This is a genomic window from Rhizobium sp. R634 (genome assembly GCF_002211305.1).
GTDB lineage: Bacteria > Pseudomonadota > Alphaproteobacteria > Rhizobiales > Rhizobiaceae > Rhizobium.
In genome coordinates, this window is sequence record NZ_LOKW01000023.1 from 403,188 (window position 1) to 425,691 (window position 22,504).

Consider the following 22,504-nt stretch of genomic DNA (forward strand, 5'->3'; position numbering starts at 1 on the left):
GGACCTTGGGATTCGCTGTGCGATGATTGAGCATGACAGACCGGGACCACCTTATCGCCGCCACCGCTTTCCTGCTGAATTGTTGCCCACGCAGTGTGGCTTTATCTCCGTTTCCCTTTTGAGCCTAGGGATGGTCGAGGACATGCCGGCCGCTCGTGGAATCATTGTCTCGCACCAGACGATCCGCCTGCGGGCAGGTAAATTTGGTCGTACCTTCGCCAACGACATTCGCCGCCGCAGTTCCGGTCGGCTCGGCCACAAGTGGCATCTGGATGAGGCCGTTTCCGTGACAAGAAGCACTGGCTCTGGCGAACCCTAAATCAGGACGGATCTGTTCTGGATGTGCTCATACAAAGCCACCGCTATACCAGGCGGCCATGCGGGCCGCGCATCAGCCTGCTGCTGATGCTTGTTTCCATTCCAATCGTGATTGTTGCCGTGGCGCTGCTGATTGTGCGCGTGAAGTATGCGCTCGAGGCCGAAGCATAAACGTCACGGAATTTGATGTTCCGATGTGAGGGACGAGGGCGGACCGTCATTTTCACGCCAATGGGGGCGCAGGAAAGTGACCTTTATACAATGATTCTAGAGGCTTAGCGAAAATCAGGTAATCAATATTATGGAACAGGATCAGTAACAGCCCAGTAGAATATGCCCAGCATCCGGGGCGAGAGTGCCCAGGCCTTTCTTCGGAACCGGATTGTTTCTATAATTCCTGCTGACGCGACCAGCGGCATCCACCATGTCGTCAACCCCGCCCCAGGCCGGGCGGGGTAGCGTTTCGCAGCCTATACAGCGTGCAAGATCAGTTTGTTGGCCGCCAAGAAAGCGGATCTGCTGGATTGTCGAAATATTTAGCGGCAGCGTCAGCAGTCCACCAAGCTGCATCCTTCGGTTCGAGCCAGTCTTCAGTATTGGGATCGCAATCGGCTGGCAAATCCGCTTTTACATCATCGATCGTGTAAGGAATTGCCGGTCGCAGAATGGACTGTATCTTCGGACCTTGGCCCTCCAGAGTGCGCATCATCACGTCCCATACGAAACGAGCCTCGGAGCGCGGCGGCCAGAAGTGAAAGCTCCTGCTTACAAATTCAGGATTCTTACGCCAGAAGCATGATGCCGAAGCCTCTCCGCCAAGCACGATCGGCACTATCTCGCGCCCGGACTGGCGGACGGCGTTGATCACACCAGACTCAGCTCCCGACTGAACAATAATACCGTCAATTCGGCCAGGGTTAGCGGCGAGAAATTTCTGCAATTCTGATTGTGCGACGCTGTCTGTCCATTTCCCGTCAACCTGTCCGACGACGTTGATCTCGGGATAGTACTCCAAGGCTTTCGTGGCGCCGACTTGGAAGCTGTCTGAGGAGGCGAAGCCAGTGATTCCGGACACAAGCAACACATTGCCGCTGCCTTCGATCTCTTCAGCCAACCACTTTGACGCCTCAAAACCGCCTTGCATGTTATTCTCTGTCGCATTGATTGCGAACGGCGACGTCACATAACCGGAGTATGAGATAACAGGCACGCCTTTCGAATAGGCGTACTCTATTGTCGGGTTGAGCGCTGTAAGGTTGGAGCAGCATATGATTATGGCGTCGACACCATCATCTACCATCTGCCGCATTTGGCTGATCTGGGCGTTATCATCGAGATTGGACTGTGTAACGACGAGCTCGGATACCAGCCCAGCTTTCTTAAAAGTCGGCAGAAGCTCATTTGTAAACTCATCAAGGACGTTCGCACGCCATGTGTTGTCAGCGTAGCTCGAGGCGTAACCAATTTTCCACGGTGGCGCTCGCTTTGCTCTGAAATTCCGAAATACAGATTCTCCCGTGGGCAACCGCGGGTCCAATAACTCGTAGGTCTTCCGCTCTTCCCGTGGCAGTTCACTAAGCCCACCAGCCTTCACCGTCAGCGGCATGGCCAGCGTTGCGGCGAGAAAAAATCCAATAATCAACTCACGTACGCACACGGATAGACACCTTTCAAAGTCTGAGCACTGGAAGATAGTTTCTTTGTCTTTAGGTTGACCCGGCTGTGCTGAATCCTGCGGGACGGAGAGCGACAAAGAGCTACCAGGAGAGAGACCGGCGCATCGAAGCAAAATCGTGCGCTCGGTTATGTGACCTTCATTCGATTGGATGGCCGCATGGCGCGCCATCGGAATGCTTCGAATCTAACTACGGCTCCCTTATGCAGCGAGACTTACCCGATGAGCCGGCCTATCATCTGTCAACTTGAACCCAGCAAGCCGTTCGCTGAGTTCGATAGTCTGATCAGAAAGCGTCTTCGTTGCAGCGTTTGTCTGCTCAGCCATGGCTGCATTCTGTTGCGTCCCCTGATCAAGAACATTGACGTTGTTATTGATCTCAGCCAGCGAACTCGCTTGTTCGCGGCTGGAACTCACAATCTGGTCGATGCGATCAGAAATCTGCACGATTGATGCCGCTATACTGTGCAGAGCCTCCCCGGTCCTGCCGACGTAATCCGAACCGACGGCCACCTCTGACGAAGATTCTGAAATCAACTGCCGGATCTCGAGCGCTGCGGCTGACGATCTTTGGGCAAGCTCGCGTACTTCTTGTGCAACGACCGCGAAGCCTTTTCCAGCATCGCCGGCACGAGCTGCTTCAACGCCGGCATTCAGCGCAAGCAAGTTCGTCTGGAATGCAATCGTATCGATCAATCCTATGATCTGACCGATCTTGTAAGATGCATCCTGAATTCGTGCCATGGCGCTTATAGCATCAGTTACAATGATGGCCGCGCCCTCTGCATGTTCCTTGACTGCAGAAACAAACGCTTGTGTCTCGCAGGCATTCTCCGAGGAGTTCCTCACCGTCGCAGTCACCTGCTCAACGGCTGCTGCGGTTTCTTCGAGGGAAGCAGCTTGTCGTTCAGTCCGGCGTGACAAATCATCAGAGGCTTTGAAAAGTTCGTCGGTTCCCCATTTGATTTGTTGGGTGTTTTCGTCGATATGGGACACGGTATCCCTGAGGACGCACAGTGAGTGGTTGAAGTCACGCCGCAGTTGCTCGAGATTGGGATGGAAGTGGCGGTCGATGGTCTGCGAGATGTCTCCTCGCGCCAATCTAGAGAGTGCCTCCCCGAGTGTTTGTACAGCGCTGGACACTTCTTTCTCAAGCTGAGCACGTTCAAACTCACGATCCGTCCGCTCCTGATCAGCCGTTTTACGGTCGTCTTGCGCGCGGGCTTCAACCTCGAGCTTCGAGACCGCATTTCCGCGAAAAACTTCAAGCGCGCGAGCCATATCGCCAATTTCGTCTTTCCGCTGGCAGCCAACGATGTCTGATTGAAGATCACCGGTTGCTAGCCCCTGCATGCGCCTTGCGATCCGTTCGATTGGAGCGCGCAATGTCACCATGAGGCCGGCTCCGGCCAAGAGGGCGACCAAAACACCGGAGACGGTAGCAGCTGCGGACAATAGTCGGGCGAAATCACTTTCCCGGTGAGCGTCATGTTCCTGAGTCGACGCGAACGACACGAGATTTTTCCATATCGACTGGACGGTTTTATCCGCCTCTGCGTATTGCGCCTGCCGCCCTTCCGCGATCTTGACCAACTTCTCGGTATTCTGTTCGATGGCATTCCCCTGTAAGTAGAGGACCTCCTCCATTTTGGGGAAGTCTGGCAATGAACCGGCTACGCCTCCAACCGCTACGGTGTCACGAGTCAGTTTCGTAAGCTGCTCAATGAGTCGCTCCTGGTTTTCAATGCTGGCCGCCCGCAACAGGTTGTTTATCTCAATCTCTATCGAATCGGCATCCTGGCCTACCGATGCCACTGCCGCAATGAGCGTCTCCGATTCCGCCAATGGCTTATCCAAGGCTCGAACTGCGTGGGTTCCCTCGATCATATGCTGTATGGCGTGATCTCGCAGTCGCGGGGCAAACGCACTAAGGTCGATCCCTAGGCTGTGACGGAAAGCGCTATCCAGCCCGGAATTGGCGACGACGCTGGAGATTGCCTGTTCCAAGTTTGCGACTGCTTGTCCACCATCGCCCGTTGCAACGACGCGCTTGACGGTTTTCATCGCCTTTTTGATCATGAGCGCCTGTTGCTGTGCCTCGGGGGTTTGCATCGCGCTGGCCGGCAGATTCACCAAATTTTCCGACAACCGCTGCATAATTGCCGCCGTGTCGATTGAGCGGGTAGCCTCTCTGAGCATCGTTTTGCCAGAGTTTTCCTGGTTGCGGACCTGCGCACGGACTTTAACCGCGGCCAGCTTCAGGTCGGCCGCGACCTGCTTGATCTCGGTCAAGCTTGCGGCAACGTCACGACGAATGGACAGCTCATCGTTGTGCAGGGACCACATGCGGTCCATGCTGTCAGAAATCGCGGACATCGCGGACTCACTGCTTTCAAGAGCACGAGTGTCACTACCAACGTCAGTGGCGACTTCCTGAAGCGACAGCATCGTGGCGCCCTGCCCCCTTAGACTTGCCAGGGCCTCATCACGGTTCTCCGTAGAACTCTGCGCCAAAAACCGGTTCATGCTCTCAGAGACGTCCCGAAATCCGCTCAAAGTCTCGAGAACTTCGCTCGATAGCCGAAGGCGAGATTGCAGCAATCCGGTCGCCTGTAGGCTCACGACACCGACGGCCGCCAGGATCATGACCAGCGGCACCAGTACTAATAAGACTTTCGCTCTGATGCTGAAAGCGGATAGCAAGCGATCGACGAACATAAAACCTCCAGATGACTAAAGCGGGCACTGCCACCCATTTCTGGAGTTTTAGTTATTCGACCTAAACGAAGAGGAAGAAAGTTCGAATGCGGAAATGCAAAGTGCTTTACATCTTGTTAGGATTTCCACGTCGAATTGACGCTCAAACTATCAACTTTAACGACAAGTTAATGTCTTCTCGAGTTATCTTCGGAAGGGACTATCGTCAGGTTTCAGGTCGATGTGCAGGACGTTCCCCGTGAGCTTTCCAGACAGTTCTGGATTTGCGAGGAATTGGACAGCTTGAACAAGTGTCCTAAGCGTCTCACTTTGAACGTAAGATGTAGAACGCGCATTTCTGGTATGAACAGCGTTTATCCTAAGCCCCGAGTCGAAATACTTCTTCGCCATCGCACTCGTCGTAGTTCGTAAGGCCGCTTGGAGCACAGCTTCGCGGTCGGCCTCTAGCAGCGACTTCTCGTCAAACCAGGCGATATTCACAACAGCGAGTTCCTCTCCCTGGAGGCGGGAGCCGAAAGCACTTGTCACCCTTATCAGGTTGGAGACGGCATCAAGCCCAAGATCCGTAGCGGAAAGCGGTTCGGCGCATTCACGGCGACGGAAGGCTATGTTCACCAGAATATCGACCCGGCTCCAGCGTAGGTAGACCTGATCGACCATTGAATTGACATACACGTCCCTATTCAAATTGACCTTAACCGGAAACAAATTCGTCCCCGAGACTGCGGTTAATGAACTGAAGTCTGAAGGGTCGAGGTCACCTACGGCGACACGGTAGCCAGTTTCGAGGAAAGACTGCGCAAGACAGAAACCGACTGGGTTTGACGCGCCCACCAACACGCATACTTTGCCTGCATGAGAGCCGGCATCGGTTTGTCCTCCTTGGATAAACCCTTCCGTCGGCGGCGTCCGGCAAGCGTTGTGAGCCTTAGATCCTGGTTTCACGCGGAAAACGGTCCATGTGTGAAACCGTGAGATCCAGCAACTCGTTCGTATCTCAACAGGGAAACCACCACACACTTATCTCCAAATCACGTTGTCTCCCGCCTCTCCGACCCCAAGCCATGAGGACATGGAAGATGATCGACGGACAATCCAGCGATCCGGTTTCACGAGGTCTTTGGCCCGCGCCGGTTTGGTCTCGCCGTGCCACAGTTGGACCTTCCATGGAACAGCCCGTGGATGTCTCTGGGGAACGGCATCTTTCCGGAAAGTCCTACGCTTTCACACGCGGCTCTCTGACGCGTATGCATTCGTTTGGCCCTCAACGCTTGCACGCGCAGCATCGTCGAGCGCGTCAACGTCTATTGCAGACTGGCCTTCAGATAGGCACTCGCATTCTCGCGTTCCACGGTCGAGGTCGGTGGAATGATAATGCTGTCTTTCAAAAACTCGCTCATGTTTCGTTCCTTCAATAGCTGCAGGTGACAAGGTCGTTCCGCGCAATGCTCACGAAAGCGTGGCGTGCTTCCGCCACGTCACTGATAAATCCCTGCTAGACCTCGTCCTTCAGCGTCTCCTTCTGGGTAATAAGGCGGGCAGAGTGGTGTCCGGAGGTAAATGCCCAAAGCCAGCTCAGCGCGACCGCCATGCGGCTCCGTGTTCCGATCAAAAAGTAGATGTGGGCAAAGCCCCAGATCCACCAGGCGATGGAGCCCTTGAGCCGAAGCCTGCCGAAATCGATCACCGCGGAGCTTGGCCCTATGGTGGCAAGATTACCAAGATGCCTGTACTTGAAGGGAGGCGGCGCTGAGCGCTGCTTAAGGCGGGCGTTGATCACCTGGGCGACGTATTTTCCCTGCTGCTTTGCGGCAGGAGCGATACCAGGAACCGGCATTCCCTCGCCGGTCTTAACGCTCGCGGTATCGCCGACAACGAAGATCTCCGGGTGTTCTGAGATCGTGAGGTCGGGCTGCACGATAGCCCGCCCTGCTCGATCTGTCTCCGCCCCGACCCATACGGCGGCCTTGGATGCCTGCACGCCCGCCGCCCATATGACCGTACGGCTCGGGACGAACTCGTCCCCGATCGATATACCTTCCTCGGTGCAGTCGGTTACCGGCCGTCCCGTGCGAACCTCGACGCCCATCGACGCAAGGGATCGCTCGGCGTATTGCGATAACGCCTCGTGGAAAACAGGCAGAACACGCGGTCCTGCCTCTACAAGAAGAATACGCGCCAAAGTCGTATCGATGTTTCTGAATTCCTCGACAAGCGTCCTTTGAGCCAGTTCGGCGATGATCCCGGCCATCTCGACGCCTGTCGGTCCGGCGCCGATTATCGAGAAGGTCAGCATTGCGGCCCGCGCTTGGGGATCGGTTTCCAGCTCCGCCTTTTCGAACGCCAGGAGAAGACGACGGCGGATGGTGGTGGCGTCTTCCAACGCCTTCAGTCCGGGCGCAAAAGGCTCCCATTCATCCCGGCCGAAATACGCGTGACGGGCCCCTGTTGCGAGAACAAGGGTATCGTAGGGAATGGCATGACCGCCCTTGAGCGAGACGAGCCGCTTCTCGACATCGACGCCCACGACCTCGCCAAGAAGCGTTGTGACATCTTTCCTTCCACGGAAGACTGCGCGAATGGGCCAGGCAATCTCGGAGGTCGCCAGGACGGTCGTTGCGACCTGATAGAGCAGCGGCTGGAACAGGTGATGATTGCGTCTGTCGACGATCGTGATCGAAAGGTTTGGACATTTGAGATCCTTGGCCAATTGGAGACCGGCGAAACCGCCTCCCACGATGACAACTCGATGCTCCATTTCGTCCTCCCGCGAGCCTTTGAAAAAAACCCACCTCGAGCGCGTCCTTCGGTGTTGCACGATCGCAAGCTCAGTCGCTGATGCGACTGCTCACAATGATGGAAGGGGGGCTTACCAGCAACGGAAGCAACGGTTCGAGAACACGCTTGACGTTCGCAGATTCTCCGTGACGCGCGGCTGCCTCCTCGTTTGCCCAACCATCGAGAATGAAGAACGTATTCGGCTCGTCGGAGCGCTGGTAGAGATTGTAGTAGAGGCAGCCCTCTTCCTCGCGGGCAGGGCCGACAAACTCCTGGAGCAGTGTTTTGACACGGTCCCGGTTACGCGTCGATGTTTTAAACTCAACGATGAGATGCTGTTCGTCGGACTTGCTCGATGGCATGTGGGAAGCTCCTAATTGAAGACGATGACGGGCTTGATCACGCGGCCAGCTTCGGCATCGGCGATGGCCTCGTTGATTTTCTCGAACGGATACTTTGTGATCAGCTTCTGGAACGGGAACAGGCCGGCCTGGTTTAGTTCGACCAGTTGGGGGATGAAGAGCTGCGGGATCTGATCCCCGAGGATGGCACCCTGAATTTTCCGGTTGAAGACCATGAGGTCCAGCGGGATTGGAATATCCTTGCCGAGCGCGTCGAGCCCGAGGAGGACGACATGACCCCCTGCCCGCGTGCATTTGATCGTGTTCAGGATGACGGGAATGATACCCACGGCGTCGATGGCAAAATCGGCACCGCCGCCCGTCAAGGCGTGGATCTGCTCCACGACGTCTGGGTCCCTGCCGTTGATAGCGTGGGTCGCGCCCAACGTCTCAGCCATGGCCAAACGCTGCTCGTTCAGGTCGATGATGATGATCTTGCTGCACCGCCGGACCTTGGCGGCCATCACCGCAGCCATGCCGACCGCTCCCGCGCCGAACACGGCAATGGTTTGACCGATCTCCGGCTTCATGGCGTTGATGACGGTACCTGCTCCCGTTGCCATGCCGCAACCGAGCGGGGCCGCATTCGTCAGGTCGAAATCCTTGGGAAGCTGCGCGGCGTTGTTTTCAGTCGCCAGGATGTGGGTCGCGAAGGATGACTGGCCGACAAAGTTGCTGCCGATGCCGACTTCATCACACAGCAAGGCCTTCTTGCCGTTCGGACGAAGCCCCGTCAGATTGTACTGGGTGTAGTTCTGGCAGTTCATCGGGTGAGAGCGCCGGCAATCGCCGCAGAAGCCACATGAACTCTGGCTGAGCGCAACGTGGTCGCCCACCCTTAAATCTTGGACGTCCGCCCCGATGGCCTCGACGATACCAACACCTTCATGTCCTGGTATGACCGGGGCGGGAGGTCCAAATATCCCATCACGGAGCAACAGGTCGGTATGGCAGATGCCCGTGGCGACCGTCCGCACGAGAATTTCATTGCCTTCTGGATCCGCCAGCTCAAGTTCACGAAACTCAAGCGGAGCTTTCGGTTTTGCGGCCACGGCCGCCGTTATCTTCACCATTCTTATCTCCTGCATTCTCCCGCGTTGACACCGGGAATGACCTGTTTGGCAGATCCTTGCGGCTAGACGCGACCGACGCGTGCTCCGTAAATGATCGCAGCAAGCGCGATGATCCCGCCCTGGACGATCAGCTTGCCGGGCTCCTGGATGCCGAACACCGTCAACATCGCGAAGAGGAAACTGAAGGCGACGACCGCCACGAAAGGCCCCGCGACGCCACCGCGGTCGACGCCGAACGTCACCCCACCGAGAATCGTCGCGGCGAGAGCGTTCATGAAGGTGTCGAAGCCGGGCTTGATCGTGCCAACGGCCAGAGCCGACACCTGAACCAGGGCGGCGATGCCTGTCAGCGTGCCCGCAAGCGTATGGGAGACAAAAATCGTGCGGGCCAGAGGTATGCCTGTTATCTCCGCCGCCCTTGGATTGTCGCCGACAGCGCGGAAGTAGCGCCCGAGGATCAAGAAGCGGAACGCTAATGCGACGAGAACGGAAATCCCGATCCAGACGATCACGGAGTAAGACAGGCCGTAGATGTTCCCGCTCGTCAGGACGCGAAGCCAGCTTGGTGTCGAACCCGGTGCACGGCCCGAACTCATGAATTGGATGATCCCGATGAGGATCGCCGATACGCTCAGCGTCGCGATGACCGCGGAGGCGCGGACATAGGCCACGAGGGCGCCGTTGATCAGACCGACGGCAAGGCCGATGACGATCGGCATCAGGACCGTGACGAAGGGCGGGTAACTGTTGAGGAGCCCGGAGCTGGCGAGATAGATCGAAAAAGCAAAAACGCCACTGACCGAGAGATCAATAGAACGCACCCGCATGACAAGAGATTGCGCCAGCACCGCGATCCCAAGCGGTGCTGACTGTTTCAGGATCACGAACCAATAGTTTGGATTGATCAGCGTCGCGCTTACAGCGGGGGCCACAGCGATCAGGATTGCGAGCACGTAATATGCCGGGGGCAAACCGAGCACCCAGGAAAGTATGCGCCTGGCGGTGAGAGTGCGCGATGGCGTCACAATTTTCGCATCCGTTGTGGTCATCGAGAGGTCCATCTCTTTCAAAGTCCGATCGTTTTGCGACGCTGTGAGACGACGAGTGCTAGCAGCAGAAGGCCCTTCACGACCGACTGGAGGAATGCCGAGACGTTGGCGAGGTTCATCACGTTGTTGACGATGCCGAGGATAGCCGCGCCGGCCACAGTGCCGAGGATGCTGCCGATACCGCCAGCTAGGTGAACACCCCCCAGCGCTGCTGCGGTAACGGATTCAATTCCGAATGTGGCGCCCCCCTTGGGATCGCCCGAGGCAAGGCGACCTGCGAGGAACATCCCGGCAGCGCAAGCAAATAGCGCCGACAGGATGTAGGCCTTGATGACTGTGCGCTCGACCGGGACGCCATTCATGCGGGCATTGAAGTCGTTACCACCTGAAGCGAACAGGTAAAGGCCAAACGGCCTGCGATAAAGCAACCAGGCAGCAACGAACGTGGCGACGATCAGCCAGAGCAGCGAGTTTGGCACGGGCCCAACGGAACCCGCGACTGACGCCGAAAGCCATTCGGGCACCTTCCCGCCGGGGATAGGAAGAATGATGAGCGCCAATCCCTGGCCGATACCCATGGTTGCCAGGGTCATGATGATCGGATGGACTTTGAGCCTGGCTACGCCGTAGCCATTCGAGAATCCGAATGCGATCGCAACCGCAATGCAAAGCATGACACGGACAACCTCGGGCATGTCGAGTGTCATGATCGTAGTCGTCACGCTGATGATCGAACCAACGGAAACGTCTAGGCCGCCCGTCAGGATCACAAAGGTCTGGCCGAGCGCAGAAATGACAAGAACAGTGGATTGGGCCAGCAGGTTCGACAGATTCTCCGGCGCCAGAAATTGTGGAAGCAGGATAACCGAGGCGACCACCAGCACGAATAGCGTCCCGATCGACAGCCGGATCGCACCCGCCCTATAGGGTGCCTTCAGGAACTTTGCGACGGTATTCATGTATCCTCCTCAATGAACAGCGGCGCGCGGATCGTGCGCGGAGTTCGAACCGAGTGCGGTTCCCAGGATGGTTTCCTCTGTGGCATCAAGCGCGGGCATCTGTCCGACGATCTTTTTGTCGTGAACGACCAGGATGTTGTCACAGAGCCCGATCAGTTCGGGGTGCTCGCGTGACGAGACGATCACTGCACCGCCACGATCGGCAAAGTCGCGAAGCAGCTTATAGATTTCCGCTTTAGCGCCGACATCGACGCCACGTGTCGGCTCCTCGATGACAAGGATATCAACCCCCGAAAGCAGCCAGCGGCCAAGAAGGACCTTTTGCTGGTTTCCGCCCGAAAGTTTGCCGACGGGCGAGGCTGGGTCGGCAGCCGCAACACGGAGCGACTTTATGACATCGTGAACCCTGGAGATGGAACGCCATGCAACGCTCGCCATGTTCCGGTTCAACTGCTTGCCAAGTGCGATGTTATCGTAGATCGGAAGCCGAAGAAATAAGCCTTCCTGCTTGCGGTCTTCAGGAATGAAACCAATGCCGGCTGAGATCGCACTCGAAAAGCCGGAGGATACGTTCACACCGATCATGCTATCGTCGCGGCGACGCCGGACGGTCACAACTGCGGCGGTTTCGACCCCGACGACCGCACGCATGATTTCGCGCTGCCCCTGGCCTTCCAGCCCGGCCAGTCCGATGATCTCGCCCGTGCGTACGGAAAAACCGACTGGCGGGCCATGGTCATTGAGACGAAGCCCTGCCACGTCGAGCATCGGCGACCCAATGGTCTGCGCCCTCGGCGGAAAGAAATTCTGAAGCTCGCGTCCAACCATGTTTGCCACAAGCGTTTGGAGATTGAAGTCTTCTGCCCTGGCTGTCTTTACCCAAGCCCCATCCTTCATGACGGTGATGGTGTCGCACAGTTCGAACACCTCGTTCATCCGATGCGAGATGTAGACGACAGCCTTCCCTTGCGCCTTCAGATCGCGGATGACCTTGAAGAGATGAGCGACGTCCGTCGAGTTTAGTGCCGCGGTCGGTTCATCGAAAATGAAGACATCGGCATTGGATGTCAGACCTTTGGCGATTTCCACTGCCTGCTGCTGGGCAACCGTCAGCGTTTCCACAATCGCCGTGGCGTACAGTTGAGGGAAAACGTCGGCAAGCAGCTTGCGGGATCGCTCGACGACCTCGGCGGTGTCTATCGACCCATCGGCACGCCGCGGTTCGTGTCCAAGAAACATGTTTTCGGCGACCGTGAGATTGGGGATCAGGGTGAACTCCTGAAACACTGTCGACACCCCGGCGAGACGCGCTTCCTTGGGGGAACGGAAGGTCACCTCTTCTCCTCGCAGACGGATGCGTCCAGCGGTCTGTTGATAGACGCCGGCCAGAATTCGCATCAGCGTGGATTTTCCCGCCCCGTTCTCGCCCATCAATGCGTGGACGGAGCCGCGTTCAAGCGAAAATTGAACATTCGACAGGACTTTGGCCGCACCAAAGGACTTGTTGATGCCGACCATCTCGACAAGCATACTCATGAACACTTCCATCTGCGAGGGTGAAGAGGGCGCGCTTTGTCCGCGCCCTCCATGCGTCAGGCCTTGAAGTACTCGAGGAGCTTCTCATTCGGCATTTCTGTCGGAGCCCAGTAAGCGTCCGTGAGATCGGAGCGGTAAAACTGTGCAAGATTGTCGTCGACGATCGGCTTGGGCCGGTTGGTCCAGTTGCGCTGGATCGGCTTGCCTTCGAGAAGCGCGAAGGCCGCACGCAGGGCTGCCGTCGAAAGAGCCGGAGGGCAAATGGGCCCAATCGAAGAGAGCTTTTCGTCATTCCAACGACGCATCCAACCGTTGAGCGCTTCTCCCGTGATCGGTGGAATGGTGGAAGCCCCGGCTTCCTGCAGCGCGTCCAAGACCCCGAGCGACATGTTCGCGCCGTCAGTCCAGACCCCGGCGACATCTGGATCAGACAGATAGAGGCTTTCGGCTATCTTCTTTGAGTCCTCGTAGGACCAGCTGCCGTGCTGGGTTGAGGTGATTTGGAGACCGGACTTGCTGAAGACTTCCATCGCCCCGGCATAACGATCAGCATCGATCGGATGTCCGGCGACGCCACGCAGCACCCACACTTTTCCCTTGTTGCCCAGCTTATCGACCAGGAACTGCGCCATCACCCGGCCGAAGTAGAAGTCGTCGCCTTGGACCTGCACCGTGAATTCGTCGGTGTCGACGCGACCGAGATAGACGACCGTCGGAATGCCGGCAGCCTTCGCCTTCCTGATGCCTTCCACGGCCGAGCCTGTCGTAAGCGGCGCAATGATGATTGCATCTACCTTTTGTGCGATCAGATCCTCGATGTCGGCGACCTGTTTTGAGGCGTTGAGGTCGGCGCTTCGGAATTGATAGTCGCCGACACGAGCCTTGTTCCTGCTGATTTCGTATTCGGCCTCGAATGCGGTTTGATAGGTGTGCGTCGAACCGGCCAGGCCATAGTGGCTGTGACCAATCTTCCAGAGACCTGACTTGGCAAACTTACCAGCGTCGACGACGGGGTTTTCCCCTTCGGACGGCCAAGTGTCGGGTAGCAGGGTGATCGTATCCTCTGCCCGCAGGATGCCCGGTATTCCGAACGCGCCAGCTGCAATCAAGGCACTGCCCGTCTGTAGGAATGTACGTCTTTTCATCGAAATTCTCCTCCTCTTGCCACCCAACGTGGCCATTTTGTCTGCGATCTGGAGCGCCGCTATCCTCCAGACATCGCCGAATTCTCCCCACAAACGGCAGATCGCATCATTATGAATAAGCAGACAATCTGTCAATAAACTATATTGAATTTCAGCTTTTCGACGTGTCTTCTGTGTTATCATACTGATTTATTTATTCTTTTATTGGTGCTTGGTTCGATATAGCAATAAGACAAAGCAGCCACCCGTTACCTCACCCCACGAGCGCGCCAACAGGAAACAGAGGAGACCGCGCCTCGCCGGCGAGGTTCATAAAAAGGACGTTTGGAGCCATAATCGCTACCATCGCCCGGAAAACGAGACCGCGAGGCAGGAAATACGGGCACCACCGTCAGCCGGCGCGTTCGATGAACGCCACGTCAGTCAATCTGTCACGCGAATTCCAGTTTTAAGACAGCCAACAATTCGGACCAAGATCTAGATCGGCCGAATGCCCTGAGGAAGCAATTGATATTACATTGATTTGGTTCTTTACATGTCCGTGTAACGCGCTGGGATGGCCTCAGCGAGCATCTTGGCTCACTGAAGATAATTGACTGATTGTCTGCGAACGCCTACAAGTGTCACCTACCGGCCGAGCGCGCACTGAAGGAGTCATTTTATGAAAGAAGCATACGCTGCAATTTCGCGCGAAAAGGCAAAGCCTCTTGTTCTGGAGTGCATCGGTATCGATCAACCTCGCCCCGACGAAATCCTCGTCCGTATCGTGGCGAGCGGTGTCTGCCACACCGACATGGTTGTTCGCGACCAAGGATATGACGTACCGCAGCCCGTGGTTCTCGGCCATGAAGGCTCCGGCGTCGTGGAAGTGGTCGGGGCCGATGTAAAAGAGCTTTCGCCCGGCGACCACGTGGCTCTAAGCTACGCATATTGCGGGAAATGCGAGAAGTGCCGGGGAGGCACGCCTTATTATTGTGAAGACTTTTTCGGCAGAAATTTCCGTGGCACCCGGCCGGATGGCAGTTGCCCGCTACATGATTCACACGGTACCCAGATCAGCGGGTGCTTCTTCGAGCAGTCTTCTTTCGCCACCTATGCCATCGCCAGCGAGCGCAACGCGGTCAAGGTTTCCAAAGATGTTCCTCTCGAACTCATGGGACCGCTGGGCTGCGGGCTGCAAACTGGCGCCGGAGCGGTTCTCAACTGCCTCAAGCCCCAACCGGGATCTTCCATTGCAGTGTTCGGCGCGGGTGCGGTCGGCATGGCAGCCGTCATGGCGGCGAAGATCGCCGGATGCTCGACCATTATCGTGATCGACCTTAACGATGAACGTCTCTCACTGGCGATTGAACTGGGTGCAACCCACATCATAAACGCCCGCAATAGGGATAGCGTCAAGGCGATCAGGGAAATCATTCCCGAAGGCGCAGACTTCAGTCTCGAATGCACGAGCTCGCCGAAGGTGTTTCGCCAGGCGGTCGATTGCCTCGGCACCCCAGGAACCTGTGGACTGGTCGGATCGTCCGCGCTCGGAACGGAAGGGATCGTCGATATCGGCAACTTTCTGTTCGGCCGTACGCTCGTCGGTGTGGTCGAAGGCCAGAGCATTCCCTCCAAATTCATACCCGAGCTCATCGAATACTGGCAGCAGGGACGGTTCCCGTTCGACAAGCTCGTCCAGTTCTACGATCTAAACCAGATCAACGAGGCAATGGCCGATTCCGAGAGCGGCAAGGTCATCAAGCCAATCCTGCGCATGAAGCACTAAGCTCTCGTCACAAACATTGTCCAGAAGTCAGCCTCCCAAGGCAACGTCCGGCGGGGCCGTGGTCGTCACGGTCTCGCCCGGACACTCTGGAACGCAGGTGTGAGGCGCAACCCCGTTTCATCATTGCAACGCGACCAGGTCGCGGTAACGGTAGTGGGCTCTTCCAGGTCAAAATATTAGTCTGCGACGGCGCAATTTCTCGGCGATCCGTGCCCCCCTCATCAAGGCCTTGCGGCAGTTGACGACCGCACGTCATTCAACTGATGCTGCCCTTGGGCCATAAGAGCACTCGGGCCGGCAGGCCGAGCGTCCCCCGACACGTGCGCCTTGCGTCGACGTGCCACCAGCAAAATGCCAGACAATCGGCGATGATTTTGCCAGCGAGTGGCCGGTGGCGCGCTTTCTCCGTCCCGTCGAAAAATACCAACGAAACTTTCGAGATGGGTCATCAGGCGTTGGGCCAACGGAAGCCTTAAGCAGACAGACCCACGACAAAGCCGAGTCTCGCCCCTGCCTCTCTCCGCACGTTCCGACGTTCCATTGCCGTTCTGCCCTCGACGTTCGCCTGGGCAGCGTGATCGGCCGGGTCCTGCTCGCGGTCGGCCGCCTCGTTTTGAAGGCTGTCGGCGCGGTCTTGACCAAGACTCTCCCCGCCTTCTGCAGAATGTGTCATCGGGCTTCCGTGACGAGCTCAAACCTTGCTGGTGGCGAGCCTTAAGACCCACCACCAGCCGTTGGACTATGACTGTATGCCGCCCATGCAGACGTATTTCATGGAAAGGAAGTCATCCATGCCGTATTTCGAGCCCTCGCGGCCGAACCCCGACTGCTTGACGCCGCCGAACGGTGCAACCTCCGTGGAGATCAGGCCCGTGTTGACGCCGACCATCCCGTACTCCAGGGCCTCCGTAACCTTCCAGACGTTTCGAAGGTCGTTGGCGTAGAAGTAGGCGGCCAGACCGAACTCTGTGTCGTTGGCCAGTTCAATGACCTCTTCCGTCGTTTTGAACCTGAAGACAGGAGCGAGCGGCGCAAAGGTCTCCTCTCGTGCGACCTTCATTTCCTTCGTGGCTTCCGAGAGAAGCGTCGGCTGGACGAAGGTGCCACCACGCTCGTCCCTTGCGCCGCCCACAACGATCTTCGCACCCTTACCGACCGCGTCATCGATGTGACTATAGAGCTTCGCCACCGCATCCTCGTTGATCAGCGGACCGATGGTGGCTCCATCCTCGAACCCGTCAAGGACCTTGAGCGCGGAAACCCGCGCCGCGAGTTTCTCTATGAAGCGGTCGTAGACCCCGCTCTGGACGTAGAGACGGTTGGCGCAAACGCAGGTCTGGCCGGCATTGCGGAACTTGGACAGCATCGCTCCTTCCACGGCCTCGTCGAGGTCGGCATCGTCGAAGACGATGAAGGGAGCGTTGCCGCCGAGTTCGAGGCTGAGCTTCATGATCTTTTGTGCGCCCTGCGCCATCAGGATTCGGCCGACCTCGGTAGACCCTGTGAAGGTCAGCTTCTTGACAACGGGGTTCGAGCAGACTTCTTCACCGAACATCCGGGCGTTGTCTGTCGGCAGGACGCTGAACAGGCCGCCAGGTATTCCCGCGCGCTCAGCGAGTATGGCAAGAGCAAGGGCCGACAATGGGGTTTCGGCGGCCGGCTTGAAGATGATGGCGCAGCCGGATGCCAGCGCCGGGGCGATCTTGCGGCAGACCATGGCGGAAGGAAAGTTCCAGGGCGCGATGGCCGCCACCACGCCGACGGGCTGTTTGATGACTATCAGGCGCTTGTCGGCCTGATGCCCCGGAATGGTGTCGCCGTAAACGCGCTTGGCTTCTTCCCCGAACCATTCAATGTAGGAAGCGCCGTAGGCGACCTCTCCGCGTGCCTCGGCCAGAGGCTTGCCCATCTCGGACGTCAGGATGATCGCGAGGTCCTCGGTGTTGGCCGTGACGAGGTCGAAGAACTTCCGCATGACGCCGGCACGTTCCTTGCCCGATCGTGCGGCCCACTTTTTCTGGGCGAGTTTGGCGACGTCGATGGCTTCGCGGACGTCCTGGAGTCCTGCGCTCGGGAGGCTCGCAATCACGTCCCCGGTCGAGGGATTGTGGACCTGGATCGTCTTGCCGCTCGCGCCCTCTTTTCGCCACTCGCCTCCTACCAGCATTTCCTCGCGTACCAGGGAGGGGTCTTTCAGGCGATCCAGTAGAGCGGTGGAGATAGCCATTGGTATTCCTTTCGATGCAACGTTCAAATCTGATTACGGATGTGTGGTGAGCGGGCGTAGATCGCGACCATGGGGACGATCAGCAACCCTACGACGGCCTGTTGTGCCGGGAAACTGAGCCCCAGGCCGACGAGAAGCGAGGTCAGGACAGTAAGGACGAGGACGCCGAGGACCGTCGCTCCATACCCGCCGGCACCGCCTAGAAGAGACGTTCCGCCGATAACGACCGCCGCCACGGTGGTGAACAGATAGGGATCACCGACCCCGACAAAACCGCCGCCGGAGAAACCGAGGAGCAGCATTCCGGTGAGTGCCGACATCGCCCCGCTGACGCTGTGGATCACTGTCCAGATCTTGAATTCCGAGATTCCGAGGCGGGCGGCGGCCGTGCGGCTCCCGCCAACAGCATAGAGGCTCCGGCCAAACCAGGTGTTGTGCATTATCCAGCCCAGAGCGACGGCGATGAAAGCCCATATGACGATAACCGGTGGAAATGGCAGACCGAAGAACCTGCCATTGAACGCCGAAAGGTTGCGAAGCCATCCGGGGACGGGCGCAAAGACGGTACCGCCGAACTGCGATCCGAGCGAGGTGTAGATCTGGACCGCCCCGACGGCGGCAAAACCAAGACCGAGCGACATGATCAGCGCCTGACCCTGCAGCCGGAAGCTGAGGGCGCCGTTGCAAGCCCCGACCAAAATGCCAAGGAGAAGCACGACGATCATGGCGACGGGGGCGGGAAGACCCGCCACCATGAGGCTTGGAAGCAGGATATTGGCGCCACCGATGATGTATGGGATGGAAAGATCCAGCGCTCCAACGAGCGCGCAGAGCGTCTGCCCAACAGACGCCAGCCCAAGGAAGGCGGCGAGAAGGAGGATCGATCGCGCGTTCTGCGGCGACACGAAGCCCGGCACGAGCAGGGCTCCAAGAATGAGCAGACACGCAAGGAGACAGAAGCCGATCGAAATACTCTTGTGCTTGCGCAAAGGGCTGGCGCCACGGGTCGCGCCGATTTCTGTGTTCAAGACAGTGGAGATCATTTCCTTACTCCTCACGCGACAGTGCGGCGGCTGATGACGAAGACGTTCACGAGAAGTGACCCAACGAGGATCAGGCCAAAGGCCAGTTGCGTGACGAAGCCGGAAACCGTCCCGAAGTTGAAAGTGGACAGAAGATACGAGATGAGGAACATGTTGATCGCGCCGAGCGTCGAGCCGAGCGCACCGCCGCGGCCCCCGGAGAGACTAGCTCCGCCAAGGACCAGCGCCGTCACCGCTTGCAGCGTGTAGGTGCTGCCCTGGGTCGGGTCGCCGGATGAGATCAGCGCGGTGTAGCTCAATGCGGCGAGCCCAGCAAAAACGCCGCCGACCGTATGGGCGATGATGCGCACTACGTCGACCTGCACACCGCTGGTATAGGCCATCCGCTCGTCAGCGCCTGTCATCCGCAGGTTGCGGTAAAACATCGTGCCCCTCAGGACGCCCCAGATTGCGAAAGCGCCGAGCAGAAGCAACAGGACAGGCGAAAATATGCTCGTTCCCGCGCCCCAGCTTAGCATCCAGTCTGGAGCGACACCGCCGGGACGCGACATGACCATCAGGTTGACGCCCGACAGAACGAGGAAACCGGAGAGCGTGACGATGATGGGCGCGACGCGCACATAGATGATCACAAGTGCTTGCACCAGCTGGAACGCTGCTCCCAATCCCACCGCCCAGGCAATGATGGCCAACGGGTGCGTGATGCCGTTGCCGACGAGCCACGTAATGAGCGTGACGTTGACGAAGCCCATGAGCGGGCCCACGGAAAGGTCCACCGCTCCGCGGCCCGCCATGACGATCGGTGTTATCGCGAGCGTGGTCAGGATCAGCGGCGTTGCAACCAGAATGGCTCCGGCCAGACCATTGTTCGTGAACAGACCCTGGCCCCGGAAGGCGACAGCGCAAAGGAGGACGAGGAAAAGCCCGGCCGGAACGAACAACGAGCGGTCCTGCGTGACTTGACGGAAAGCGGTTACGGACATCATGCGGTCCTTTCCAGATCGAAATCAACGGAAGCGTCCCGGGCTTTCCCGAACATAGCGGCGAGGATTGGTGCCTCGGCGATTTCCTCGCCGGTCAGGGATCGAAACAACGTTCCCCCGAAGAACACGTCGACGCGATCGGCAAACCCGATGAACTCCTCGATCTCACTCGAGACGTAGATGACACTGCCGCCTTTTTCAGCGAACAGACGTAACTCCCGGTAGAGGTCACGCTTAGTGCCGAGATCGACACCGCGCGCGGGGTCATTCAGGAGGATGACTTGGGGATCGTTTGCGAAGGCGCGCCCGATAAGCACCTTCTGCTGGTTGCCGCCCGACAGTGAGGTGATCCTGTTCGACGGGCTGCCGATCTTGATGCGCAGACGATCCACTTCGCGCTTAAACATGGATTTCAGCGTGGGCTTGCGGATCACGCCCAGGGGTCCGAGCGTCTTCCTGTAGACACCGATGGCGAGGTTTTCGAAGATGCTTTGTTGCGGGAAGATACCCTCGCGCTTGCGATCCCCGGAGACGTAGGAAACACCGAGCTTCGCCGCATCGTCGAGCGATTGCAGCGCGATCATCTTGTCCGTATCAACCGAGCGGACCTTCACCTCGCCACCGAACGGCTGGATGATGCCGGCCAAGACGCGGATAAAAGCGTCCTGCCCCTGCCCATCAAGCCCGGCTACGCCGACGATGCTCCCCTTGGGAAGGTCGAAATCGAATAGGCGCGCCGACCTGTGCGCGGCGAGACCCGTCGCGGTTAGTATGAGAGGGGCCGATAGCGCCTTCTTTCGGGAGGCGTATTCTGTCGCATCGCTGGCGCGCCGATCTGCCGGCGTCATCATGGACAGCAGGTTTTCCTCGGTAATCTCATCCTTTCCGAGCGTACCGACAGTTATCCCATCACGCAGGATCGTCGCACGGTCGGCGATACGCACGAGTTCCGCGATCCGGTGGGTTACGATGAGGATCGTCGCGCCCTCGGCACGAAGGCGGTCGATTTCCGCGTGGAGCCGGAGGGTCGAGTCGAGGTCGAGCGCGGCCGAAGATTCGTCGAGGATCAGCACCTGCGGCCTGCGAAGAATAGCCCGTGCGATGACGATCCACTGTTTGATGCTGAGCGGCAGGCTGCCTGCCAGTTGATCGAGGTCTACGGATTTTCCAACGAGCCGCGCCAGGATTTCAGCTGCTTCGCTCCGCCGATCGCCGGTCGACTGCGAACGAAAAACACCGTCGCGACCGACATAGAGGTTCTCGAATACGCTAGCCTCGTCAGCAACCAGGACTTCTTGGAAGATGGTGGTCAGGCCGACCCGCTTGGCGTCGACGGGCGAGGCAACCTTTTCACCCAGGATCGTGACCTTGCCTGCGTCCGGGTGCAAAACGCCCGACATGATCTTGGCCATCGTGCTCTTGCCGCTGCCGTTTTCGCCAACGATGGCGTGCACCTCCCCGGCCCGGGCCTCGAAGTCGCACTTCTTGAGTGCCTTCGTCTCCCCGAACGCCTTGGCGACATCTACCATTCTGACTGTTATCTCGCTGCCCATCGCAGACCTCCCACCCGCAACGTCCGCCAAGGCGGCTTTTACGATCTTTCAACGGTCGCCCGGCAGTTATGCCACCGGGCGGATCCGGCTTACTTGGCTACCGGCTTCCAGGGATCGGCAGGACGCTCGAAGTACTGGTCGGCAATCGCACTTGGGAACCATCCGTCCGCCTTCGGTTCGACGAAATCCGTCGAGTTCACATCGCAATCCTCGGGGATCGAAGCGCGAACGTCATCGATGGTGAACGGCAGGACAGGGCGCAGGAAGGACTGTACCTTCGGCCCCTGCCCTTCGAGCGTGCGAAGCATGATCTCCCACATCTGCTGCATCTCGCGGCGCGGCGGCCAGATATGGAAGCCAGCATCGACCCATTCTGGATGCTGGCGCCAGTAACATGCCGCCGAAGCCTCGCCGCCCAGCGTAATGGGCACCATGTCACGACCCGACTGGAGCATGGCATTCAACACGCCGTTCTCCTGCGCGCCCTGTGTCAGAATACCGTCAATCTGAATGGGGTTCGTCGCCAGAAATTTCTGCACCTCGACCTGTGCTACCTGGTCGGTCCACTTGCCAGCCACTTCGCCGACAATCTTGATGTCGGGATACTTTGCCAGCGCTTCTTTGGCGGCCTTGTCGAAGCTGTCGGATGAGGCGAAGCCAGGGATGCCCGACACGAGAAGCACGTTGCCTTTCTTGCCGATCTTGTCTGCGAGCCAGGTCGCCATCTCGCCGCCGCCCTGCGCGTGATTGGCAGCGCCGTTGATCGCGTAAGGCGACGTCACGTATCCCGAAAACGAGAAAACAGGAACGCCTGCCTTATAGGCGTACTCGATCGTCTGGTTGAGGGCGGTGACGTTCGAGCAGCAGATGATGATGGCATCGACCCCATCATCAACCATCTGGCGCATCTGCTGAATCTGGACGGCGTCCTTGAGGTCGGACTGAGTGACCACGACTTCAGATACAAGCCCCGCTTCCTTGGAGCGCGGCAAGAGTTCATTCATGACGGCATCGAGGGCGGCTGCGCGCCACGTGTTGCCGGCATAGCTACTGGCGTAGCCGATCTTCCACGGCGGTCCTTTCTTTGGCTTGAAGTCCTTATAGGCGCTCGCTCCGAGCGGAACCTGCGGGTCGACGACCTCGTAGATTTTCTTCTCGTTGGGGGGGAGCTGGTCGACGCCGTCAGCCCAAGCAGTGGTCGTCAGGGCGCTGACCGCGATCAGCGCCCCCATGGTTCCGGTTAAACTCCGTCTCATTGGATGCTCCTCCCAAGAGATT

The 22,504-nt window shown here is 58.2% G+C and carries 16 protein-coding genes and 1 pseudogene; 2 read left to right on the top strand and 15 right to left on the bottom strand.

Annotated features, from left to right (window positions below; all coding sequences use genetic code 11):
• Positions 1 to 22: 22 nt before the first annotated feature.
• Positions 23 to 363, top strand: a pseudogene (locus tag ATY77_RS19875) (IS6 family transposase); the annotation flags it as partial.
• 442 nt (positions 364 to 805) lie between these two features.
• Here the strand turns inward: ATY77_RS19875 and ATY77_RS19880 are convergent.
• The 10 genes from ATY77_RS19880 to ATY77_RS19925 form a co-directional block, all read right to left on the bottom strand.
• A complete protein-coding gene (locus ATY77_RS19880; RefSeq protein WP_088688604.1) occupies positions 806 to 1,924 on the bottom strand; it encodes an ABC transporter substrate-binding protein in 1,119 nt (372 codons plus the stop codon).
• Between the two features lie 270 nt (positions 1,925 to 2,194).
• Positions 2,195 to 4,711, bottom strand: a complete 2,517-nt coding sequence (locus ATY77_RS19885; RefSeq protein ID WP_088688498.1) for a HAMP domain-containing methyl-accepting chemotaxis protein — start codon at positions 4,709 to 4,711, stop codon at positions 2,195 to 2,197.
• A 183-nt stretch (positions 4,712 to 4,894) separates the two neighbouring features.
• Entirely contained in the window at positions 4,895 to 5,551 is a 657-nt protein-coding gene (locus tag ATY77_RS19890) for an SDR family oxidoreductase (RefSeq protein ID WP_183621733.1), read from the bottom strand.
• Positions 5,552 to 6,206: 655 nt separating this feature from the next.
• The gene (locus ATY77_RS19895) at positions 6,207 to 7,469 is read right to left on the bottom strand and encodes an NAD(P)/FAD-dependent oxidoreductase (RefSeq protein ID WP_088688499.1); all 1,263 of its coding nucleotides are present in this window, start codon (positions 7,467 to 7,469) and stop codon (positions 6,207 to 6,209) included.
• 70 nt (positions 7,470 to 7,539) lie between these two features.
• Positions 7,540 to 7,851, bottom strand: coding sequence for a putative quinol monooxygenase (locus ATY77_RS19900; RefSeq protein WP_088688500.1), 312 nt, complete (start codon positions 7,849 to 7,851; stop codon positions 7,540 to 7,542).
• A gap of 11 nt (positions 7,852 to 7,862) precedes the next feature.
• Entirely contained in the window at positions 7,863 to 8,963 is a 1,101-nt protein-coding gene (locus tag ATY77_RS19905; RefSeq protein WP_088688501.1) for an NAD(P)-dependent alcohol dehydrogenase, read from the bottom strand.
• Positions 8,964 to 9,025: 62 nt separating this feature from the next.
• A complete protein-coding gene (locus ATY77_RS19910; RefSeq protein ID WP_088688502.1) occupies positions 9,026 to 10,024 on the bottom strand; it encodes an ABC transporter permease in 999 nt (332 codons plus the stop codon).
• Positions 10,025 to 10,029: 5 nt separating this feature from the next.
• Entirely contained in the window at positions 10,030 to 10,971 is a 942-nt protein-coding gene (locus ATY77_RS19915) for an ABC transporter permease (RefSeq protein WP_088688503.1), read from the bottom strand.
• 9 nt (positions 10,972 to 10,980) lie between these two features.
• Positions 10,981 to 12,507 carry a sugar ABC transporter ATP-binding protein gene (locus ATY77_RS19920; RefSeq protein ID WP_190237667.1) on the bottom strand — a complete coding sequence of 509 codons (1,527 nt, stop codon included), beginning with the start codon at positions 12,505 to 12,507 and terminating at the stop codon, positions 10,981 to 10,983.
• Positions 12,508 to 12,563: 56 nt separating this feature from the next.
• Positions 12,564 to 13,652 carry a substrate-binding domain-containing protein gene (locus ATY77_RS19925; protein ID WP_088688505.1) on the bottom strand — a complete coding sequence of 363 codons (1,089 nt, stop codon included), beginning with the start codon at positions 13,650 to 13,652 and terminating at the stop codon, positions 12,564 to 12,566.
• Between the two features lie 661 nt (positions 13,653 to 14,313).
• On the opposite strand from ATY77_RS19925, the gene ATY77_RS19930 reads away from it, so the two are divergent.
• The gene (locus ATY77_RS19930; protein WP_088688506.1) at positions 14,314 to 15,420 is read left to right on the top strand and encodes an NAD(P)-dependent alcohol dehydrogenase; all 1,107 of its coding nucleotides are present in this window, start codon (positions 14,314 to 14,316) and stop codon (positions 15,418 to 15,420) included.
• Positions 15,421 to 16,159: 739 nt separating this feature from the next.
• Here ATY77_RS19930 and ATY77_RS19940 read toward each other — a convergent pair.
• From ATY77_RS19940 to ATY77_RS19960, 5 genes are all read right to left on the bottom strand, one after another.
• Positions 16,160 to 17,647, bottom strand: coding sequence for an NAD-dependent succinate-semialdehyde dehydrogenase (locus ATY77_RS19940; RefSeq protein ID WP_088688508.1), 1,488 nt, complete (start codon positions 17,645 to 17,647; stop codon positions 16,160 to 16,162).
• Positions 17,648 to 17,670: 23 nt separating this feature from the next.
• Positions 17,671 to 18,690: an ABC transporter permease gene (locus ATY77_RS19945; RefSeq protein ID WP_013984697.1), complete on the bottom strand. Its 1,020-nt coding sequence runs from the start codon at positions 18,688 to 18,690 to the stop codon at positions 17,671 to 17,673.
• Between the two features lie 11 nt (positions 18,691 to 18,701).
• A complete protein-coding gene (locus tag ATY77_RS19950; RefSeq protein ID WP_088688509.1) occupies positions 18,702 to 19,676 on the bottom strand; it encodes an ABC transporter permease in 975 nt (324 codons plus the stop codon).
• Positions 19,673 to 21,226, bottom strand: a complete 1,554-nt coding sequence (locus ATY77_RS19955) for a sugar ABC transporter ATP-binding protein (RefSeq protein WP_013984695.1) — start codon at positions 21,224 to 21,226, stop codon at positions 19,673 to 19,675. Before ATY77_RS19955 ends, ATY77_RS19950 begins: the two co-directional genes overlap by 4 nt.
• A gap of 89 nt (positions 21,227 to 21,315) precedes the next feature.
• A complete protein-coding gene (locus ATY77_RS19960) occupies positions 21,316 to 22,458 on the bottom strand; it encodes an ABC transporter substrate-binding protein (protein ID WP_245314365.1) in 1,143 nt (380 codons plus the stop codon).
• Positions 22,459 to 22,504 lie beyond the last annotated feature (46 nt).

Coding starts and splice junctions, on each gene's coding strand:
- ATY77_RS19900 (WP_088688500.1), bottom strand. CDS start 7,851: ATGCCATCGAGCAAGTCCGACGAACAGCATCTCATCGTTGAGTTTAAA.
- ATY77_RS19960 (WP_245314365.1), bottom strand. CDS start 22,458: ATGGGGGCGCTGATCGCGGTCAGCGCCCTGACGACCACTGCTTGGGCT.
- ATY77_RS19925 (WP_088688505.1), bottom strand. CDS start 13,652: ATGAAAAGACGTACATTCCTACAGACGGGCAGTGCCTTGATTGCAGCT.
- ATY77_RS19915 (WP_088688503.1), bottom strand. CDS start 10,971: ATGAATACCGTCGCAAAGTTCCTGAAGGCACCCTATAGGGCGGGTGCG.
- ATY77_RS19940 (WP_088688508.1), bottom strand. CDS start 17,647: ATGGCTATCTCCACCGCTCTACTGGATCGCCTGAAAGACCCCTCCCTG.
- ATY77_RS19930 (WP_088688506.1), top strand. CDS start 14,314: ATGAAAGAAGCATACGCTGCAATTTCGCGCGAAAAGGCAAAGCCTCTT.
- ATY77_RS19955 (WP_013984695.1), bottom strand. CDS start 21,226: ATGGGCAGCGAGATAACAGTCAGAATGGTAGATGTCGCCAAGGCGTTC.
- ATY77_RS19920 (WP_190237667.1), bottom strand. CDS start 12,507: ATGAGTATGCTTGTCGAGATGGTCGGCATCAACAAGTCCTTTGGTGCG.
- ATY77_RS19950 (WP_088688509.1), bottom strand. CDS start 19,676: ATGATGTCCGTAACCGCTTTCCGTCAAGTCACGCAGGACCGCTCGTTG.
- ATY77_RS19910 (WP_088688502.1), bottom strand. CDS start 10,024: ATGGACCTCTCGATGACCACAACGGATGCGAAAATTGTGACGCCATCG.
- ATY77_RS19885 (WP_088688498.1), bottom strand. CDS start 4,711: ATGTTCGTCGATCGCTTGCTATCCGCTTTCAGCATCAGAGCGAAAGTC.
- ATY77_RS19945 (WP_013984697.1), bottom strand. CDS start 18,690: ATGATCTCCACTGTCTTGAACACAGAAATCGGCGCGACCCGTGGCGCC.
- ATY77_RS19905 (WP_088688501.1), bottom strand. CDS start 8,963: ATGGTGAAGATAACGGCGGCCGTGGCCGCAAAACCGAAAGCTCCGCTT.
- ATY77_RS19880 (WP_088688604.1), bottom strand. CDS start 1,924: ATGCCGCTGACGGTGAAGGCTGGTGGGCTTAGTGAACTGCCACGGGAA.
- ATY77_RS19895 (WP_088688499.1), bottom strand. CDS start 7,469: ATGGAGCATCGAGTTGTCATCGTGGGAGGCGGTTTCGCCGGTCTCCAA.